At 70.1% G+C, this 6,500-nt stretch carries 5 protein-coding genes; 2 read left to right on the forward strand and 3 right to left on the reverse strand.

Features of this window, described 5'->3' with window-relative positions; genetic code table 11:
- Positions 1-46: 46 nt before the first annotated feature.
- Positions 47-1,489: an amino acid permease gene (locus ACWGIG_RS35860; protein ID WP_453325894.1), complete on the reverse strand. Its 1,443-nt coding sequence runs from the start codon at positions 1,487-1,489 to the stop codon at positions 47-49.
- Between the two features lie 130 nt (positions 1,490-1,619).
- Positions 1,620-3,008 carry an amino acid permease gene (locus ACWGIG_RS35865; protein WP_453325895.1) on the reverse strand — a complete coding sequence of 463 codons (1,389 nt, stop codon included), beginning with the start codon at positions 3,006-3,008 and terminating at the stop codon, positions 1,620-1,622.
- Between the two features lie 285 nt (positions 3,009-3,293).
- Between ACWGIG_RS35865 and ACWGIG_RS35870 the strand changes: the two genes are divergently transcribed.
- Complete coding sequence (locus tag ACWGIG_RS35870) at positions 3,294-3,878, forward strand: biotin transporter BioY (RefSeq protein WP_453325896.1); 585 nt, start codon at positions 3,294-3,296, stop codon at positions 3,876-3,878.
- A gap of 104 nt (positions 3,879-3,982) precedes the next feature.
- Here the strand turns inward: ACWGIG_RS35870 and ACWGIG_RS35875 are convergent, their stop codons facing one another.
- The gene (locus ACWGIG_RS35875; RefSeq protein WP_453325897.1) at positions 3,983-4,771 is read right to left on the reverse strand and encodes a hypothetical protein; all 789 of its coding nucleotides are present in this window, start codon (positions 4,769-4,771) and stop codon (positions 3,983-3,985) included.
- Between the two features lie 219 nt (positions 4,772-4,990).
- Between ACWGIG_RS35875 and ACWGIG_RS35880 the strand changes: the two genes are divergently transcribed.
- A partial coding sequence (locus tag ACWGIG_RS35880; protein ID WP_453325898.1) for a protein kinase domain-containing protein occupies positions 4,991-6,500 on the forward strand: 1,510 nt, incomplete at its 3' end.

Here is a 6,500-nt window from a genome sequence, read left to right on the forward strand (position 1 = left end):
GCCGGGAGCTTGCGGACCTAGGGCCGAGGGGGGAGTGCGCGGGACGCTAGTCGCGGGCCTTCGCCAGCTTCTGCCGTACGACACCGACGACGATCAGGAACACCGTCAGCGCGCTCGTCCCCGCGAGCTGCATGCGCGTGTCCGGCTGGCGGAGCATCAGGACGAAGATGGCCGCCATGCCCGCCAGCGCCACCCAGGTGAGGAACGGGAAGAGCCACATCCGGACCACCAGCTTCTCCGGCGACTCGCGCTCGGTGCGGCGGCGCAGGAGCAGTTGGGAGACCGCGATGAAGACCCAGACGACCAGGATCAGCGCGCCGATCATGTTCAGCAGCCACGGGAAGACCTTGTCCGGGCTGATCCAGCTGAGCGCCACGCACACGAAGCCGAAGACCGAGGAGCACAGGACGGCGATCCGGGGGACTCCGCCGGACAGCTTGCCGAGGAGGGCCGGGCCCTGGCCGCGGGAGACGAGCGAGTACGCCATGCGGGAGGAGCCGTAGATGTTGGCGTTCATCGCGGACAGCAGGGCGGCCAGCACGATCACGTTCATGATCTGGCCGGCGGCCGGGATGCCCAGGTGGTCGAGGGTCGCGACGTACGGGCCGATCGAGGCGACCTTCGGGTCGTCCCACGGAACGAGGGTGACGACGACGGCCATCGAGCCGATGTAGAAGATCGCGATGCGCCACATCGCGGTACGGACCGCCTTGGCGACGCCCTGGATCGGGTTCTCGGACTCGGCCGCGGCGATCGTCACCGTCTCCAGGCCGCCGTACGCGAAGACCGAGGCGAGCAGACCGATGATCAGGCCCTCGCTTCCGTTCGGGAAGAAACCGCCGTCACCGGTGAGGTTGGTGAGACCGGGAGCCGCGGTGTCGCTGCCGGGCAGCACGCCGAAGATGGCGAGCAGGCCGATGATCAGGAACAGCGAGATCGCGCCGACCTTCAGCGCCGCGAACCAGAACTCGAACTCGCCGAAGTTCTTCACCGCGGCGAGGTTGGTGCCCAGGAAGATCACCATGAAGAGCGCCACCCAGGCCCACTGCGGGGTCCCCGGCAGCCAGCCCTGCATGATCTTCGCCGCGCCGATGCCCTCCAGGCCGACGGCCACGCACAGCAGGAACCAGAACGCCCAGCCCGACGTGAAGCCCGCCCACGGCCCGATCGCCCGCTCGGCGTGCGCGGAGAACGAGCCCGAGCTCGGGTTCGCCGCCGACATCTCGCCCAGCATCCGCATCACCAGCATGACGAGCAGGCCGGATATCGCGTACGCGATGACGATGGAGGGACCCGCGGCCGCGATGCCGGCACCCGACCCGACGAAGAGCCCGGCACCGATCACCCCGCCGAGGGCGATCATGGAAAGGTGGCGCTGCTTGAGTCCGTGGCCGAGCGAGGCGCCGGCCGACCCCGCTTCGGCCGGTGAGGCGTCGGCCGGTCCTGTGTCGGCACGTGGCGGGGGCGGGGGCGCGGAGGTCCGAGACATGGGCGTGCCCTGTTCACTAGCTGAGACGGTGGGGGAGCGAGCTGAGAGAGGGACACAGTCTCGGCATGCATACCGCTCAGAGGGAACACTCGACCGCTATACGGACACCACGCTCACACATGGTGAATGTCTAGGCACGCTTCGCGCGCAACTCCCGCACCAAGGACACCAGCAGTACGGCCACGGTCGCACCCGCCGACCACAGCAGCTGCGGCCGGGCCGTGTCGTCGAGGAGCATCAGCACCAGTACGACACCCATGGCGGCCAGCGCCGCCCAGGTCAGGTACGGAAACGCCCACATCCGGAGGGTCAGCCGCTCCGGCATCTCGCGCTCGATGCGCCGGCGCAGCTTCAGCTGCGAGACGGCGATCAGGGCCCATACGAAGAGCAGTACCGCGCCGACCGCGTTGAGCATGTAGAGGAAGACCGTGTCGGGCCAGAGCAGGTTCAGTACGACGGAGACGAAGCCGAAGGCGACGGAGGACAGGACCGCGCGGCGCGGGACGCCGCCCGGGCCGATCCGCAGCAGCCCCCTGGGAGCCTCGCCGCGCTCGGCCAGCGAGAAGATCATGCGGGACGAGCCGTAGAGGTTGGCGTTGAGCGCCGAGAGCAGGGCCACGAAGACCACGATGTTCATGAGGGTGCCGGCCGAGGGGACGCCGATGCGGTCGAGCACCGCGACGTACGGACTCAGGCCCGGAGCCATCGAGTTCCACGGCAGCAGCGTCACGATGACCAGCATCGAACCGACGTAGAAGAACAGGATCCGGAAGACGGCGCTGCGCACGGCACGCCCGACCGCGCGGGCCGGGTCGTCGGTCTCGGCGGCGGCGATCGTGACGACCTCAAGACCGCCGAACGCGAAGACGACGGCGAGGACCCCGGAGATGACCCCCGACCAGCCGTGCGGCAGGAAACCGCCCTGGCCGGTCAGGTTGGCCGTGCCGATCGGGTCGGTGTCGGGCAGCACGCCGAAGATGGCCAGCAGGCCCAGCGCCAGGAACAGCACGATCGCGCCGACCTTGAGCGCCGCGAACCAGAACTCGAACTCGCCGAAGTTCTTCACCGCGGCCAGGTTGGCGACCGTGAAGACCACCATGAAGATCAGCACCCAGGCCCACTGGGGCACCCCGGGCGCCCACCCGCCTGCGATCTTCGCCGCGCCGGTGGCCTCCACCGCCAGCACCACGACCAGCAGGAACCAGTACAGCCAGCCCACGCTGAACCCGGCCCACCGGCCGAGCGCCCGCTCCGCGTGCACGGAGAACGACCCCGACGCCGGCATCGCCGACGACATCTCGCCCAGCATCCGCATCACCAGCATCGCGATGGCGCCCGCGATCAGGTAGGAGAGGACGATGCCGGGACCGGCCACGGCAATACCGGCGCCCGAACCCACGAACAGGCCGGCGCCGATCACCCCGCCCAGGCCGAGCATGGTCAGATGGCGCTGCTTGAGCCCGGCGGACAGGGGCTCCTGCTCGCCGGGGCCGGGCGTGCGGAGCTGCTGGTCTTGCATGGCGCTCGTACTCTCGAAGGACCACGGAGGATCGGTGGAATTTGGCGGGACTCCACAGTGTCTCCCTGTTCGGCCGCCACGCGCAAAAGGTATCTATTGCTCTCCGCCGCCAGTGACGCGCGTCACGTCGCCCGACTCCGGCCTCGGGCGCTTTGTACGAACCCCACCAAGCCTCTGTTCTCCGCTTTGTCGGCGCTCTAGGGTGATCGGGCGGCGGGCCCTGGGTAACGTCGCCATGTCGTCCCCACCCTTCTTCCTTTCTTCCTTCTCTCCTGCGGAGTCCCGATGAGCACTGCTGCCGTAACCACCCGCCCCGGCGCGGTCCTTGCCGACCTGCTGCCCGCCAGTCGCGTACGAGACATCGCGCTCGTCGTCGGCGGCGCGGCGCTCACCGGCATCGCGGCCCAGATAGTGGTGCCCGTCCCGGGCACCCCGGTGCCGGTCACCGGGCAGACCTTCGCCGCGCTGCTCGTCGGTACGGCCTTCGGCGCCCGCCGCGGCTTCCTGGCACTGGCGCTGTACGCACTGGTGGGCATGGCGGGCGTGCCGTGGTTCAAGGACGGTACGTCCGGTGCGGGCGGGGCGTCCTTCGGGTACGTCATCGGCATGCTGCTGGCCGCCACCGTCGTCGGCGCGCTGGCCAGGCGCGGCGGCGACCGCTCGGTGCTGCGGACCGCGGGCACCATGGTGGTCGGCTCGGCGATCATCTACGCGGTCGGCGTCCCGTACCTGATGGCCTCGACCGGCATGGGTCTGACCGCGGCGCTCGCGGCGGGCGTCGTCCCGTTCCTCATCGGTGACGCGCTGAAGGCGGCCCTGGCGATGGGCGCCCTGCCGGCCGCCTGGAAGCTGGCGGGCCGCAAGGGCTGATCTGTTCAGTACGTACGAGAGGGAGCGTCCCACAGGGGCGCGGGGAACTGCGCGACCAGCCACGACGGACCCGCAGAACACGCACCGCGCCCCCGGTGGAGCCCTCAGTGCTGCCGGACTTCACCCCCGCGCCGCGACCACCAGAAGCCCGCCCCGCCCGCCGCGAGCAGCAACCCGCCGGCGATGCCGAGAGGCAGCGCGCCGGACCCGACGCCGGTCGGCGGCAGATTCCCCGGCTTGCTCTCCCCCGGTGCGGGGGAGGTCGGCCCGGGAGAAGCGGGTGACGGCGACTCCGGCCCGAACGGCACGTTCGACGTACCGAGCAGCAGTGGGGTGTCCGGCGCGTTCGGCGTCGGCTTCGTGGTGCCGAAGTCGACCGGGCCCTGCTGCCAGAGCAGCTTCTTGCCGGTGCCCTCGGTCACCGGCAGGCAGATCTTGCCCTTCTTCTTGAGGTCGTACGTCGCGTCGACGTCGTACGACTTGGACTTGCCCGCGGCGAGGTCGGCGACGACGCAGGCGAACCCGCTGTTGGAGCCCTTCGGCAGCTGGCCGGCCGGGATCGGCACGCAGCCGTTCACCGCGTCGACCTTCAGGCCGTCGAAGCCGACGACGGACATGGTGATCTGACCGGTGGCTTTACTGCCCTTGTTTGCCACTGTCGCGGTGATTTTTGTCTTTCCGGTTTTGTTGTCGACCGAAATCTTTTCGGGGAGTTCGGTCGAGATCTTTATGTCCGCGGGCGCGCTGGGGCCGGGGGACCCTCCCTGAGTGCTTCCTGGCGTCGGCTCGGCGGCGAACGCACCGTACGGCAGAAGGAGAACGGACGCTGCCGCGACCGCCAGACAAGATCCCGCACGTATCCCGACGATCTCTTTCCCGATCTTTTCGAGCATTTCCCAGCCCCCTTATTCTGAACAGCGTCAGCTGTACTTGCAGGAGTACCACAAGATTGCGTCCAACTGTGATGCAATGGTGGGAAGTTAATGCTTCTGTCCTGGTCGCAGCAGGTGCTGAGGAGGGGGACGGGGATGCCGGGATATACGGGTGGCGGGGTACAGGGGTTATTGGTCGCCGGTCGTTACCGGTTGGGGGAGACGATAGGCCAGGGTGGCATGGGGCGGGTGTGGCGTGCCTATGACGAGATCCTGGACCGCCCGGTCGCCGTAAAAGAAATGCGCATGGACGAACTGGATGCAGAGGACAGCCGAATTCGGCGGGAAAGGACTTTGCGGGAAGCGCGGGCCACAGCTCGTATAGACCACCCGAATGTGGTGCGGGTCTACGACGTCGTCGACGAGGGCGAACGCTTGTGGATCGTGATGGAACTGGTGGATTCCCGCTCCCTGGAGCAACTCCTCGTGGAGGACGGCCCGGTGTCGCCGCGGGAGGCGGCGCGGATCGGGCTCGGGGTGACGGCGGCCCTCCGCGAGGTGCACGTACGGGGCGTCCTGCACCGGGACATCAAGCCGGGCAACGTGCTCCTCGGCCGGGGCAACGGGCGGGTCGTCCTCACGGACTTCGGCATCGCCGCGATCCAGAACACGACGGCGCTGACGATCGTCGGGATGCTGGTCGGCTCGCCGGACTACATGGCACCGGAGCGGGTCGGTGGCCGCCCGCAGGGAGCGCCGTCCGACCTGTGGTCCCTCGGGGCCACGCTGTGCGCGGCGGTGGGCGGCACGTCCCCGTTCACCCGTCCCACGACGATGGCCACGCTGCACGCGGTCCTCTACGAGGAGCCGGAACTCCCCGCGTCGGCGGGCGAGTTGACCCCGATCCTGAACGCACTCCTGGCCAAGGACCCTCAATCCCGCCCGACCGTGGACGAACTCCACGCGTCCCTGACGGCGCTGGTGTCCCTGCCGAGGACACCGACGCTGGTGGAGCGGGCGCCGGGGGGTCCGGCACGGCCCCCGGCGGACGGGGAGGAAGAGGCCGAACAGCCTGCGGAGACGCCCGCCGCGAGCACGGAAGCACCGACCCGGCCGCGGGCGGCGGGGGAGGAGGGCCCGTCGGAGCCGCCGGGGCGGGGCCGGCCCGTGCACGGGGAGACTCCGCCCGAGCCGCCGCTCCCTCCCGCACCGACTCCGCCGGTCTCGTACGAGCCGACCCGGGTGGATTCCCCGCCGCCGTTCCCGATGCCGGAGCGAGTACCGGAGACGGAGGGGCGCGGGGCGGGGGTGGAGCCCGAGCCAGGGGCCGAACTCTCCGTCGAGGCCGAGGGACCCCCTCGGTCGAAGACGAAGGACTTGCGCGTTCCTGAAGAGCGGGCGACGCCCGGAGGCACGCCGCCAACACCGGACCACGACCGGGACCCCGTACCCGATCCGGAAAACGGCGCGCCCGCGCCCGTACCCGCACCGGCGCAAGCACAAGCACCGGGCGCGCCCGCGCCTGCCCGTGCGGACGACCCGAGGATCACACCCGGGAACGAGCCCGGCGCACGACCCGAGGTGCACGGAAGGCCCCCACCCCCGCCACAACAAGAACCTGAAACCGCCACCGACGGCACCGACGGGCGCGACAGCGTTGCCGGAGCCGGAGCCGGAGCCGGAGCCGGAGCCGGAGCCGGAGCCGGAGCCGGAGCCGGAGCCGGGCCCAGGTCCGTGGGAGGAGCCAGGG

This window comes from Streptomyces sp. NPDC054863, assembly GCF_053610825.1.

What these genes read in the sequence shown, in the direction of transcription:
- ACWGIG_RS35870 (WP_453325896.1), top strand. Translation starts at nt 3,294, where the DNA reads ATGAGCACTGCTGCCGTAACCACCCGCCCCGGCGCGGTCCTTGCCGAC.
- ACWGIG_RS35865 (WP_453325895.1), bottom strand. Translation starts at nt 3,008, where the DNA reads ATGCAAGACCAGCAGCTCCGCACGCCCGGCCCCGGCGAGCAGGAGCCC.
- ACWGIG_RS35875 (WP_453325897.1), bottom strand. Translation starts at nt 4,771, where the DNA reads ATGCTCGAAAAGATCGGGAAAGAGATCGTCGGGATACGTGCGGGATCT.
- ACWGIG_RS35860 (WP_453325894.1), bottom strand. Translation starts at nt 1,489, where the DNA reads ATGTCTCGGACCTCCGCGCCCCCGCCCCCGCCACGTGCCGACACAGGA.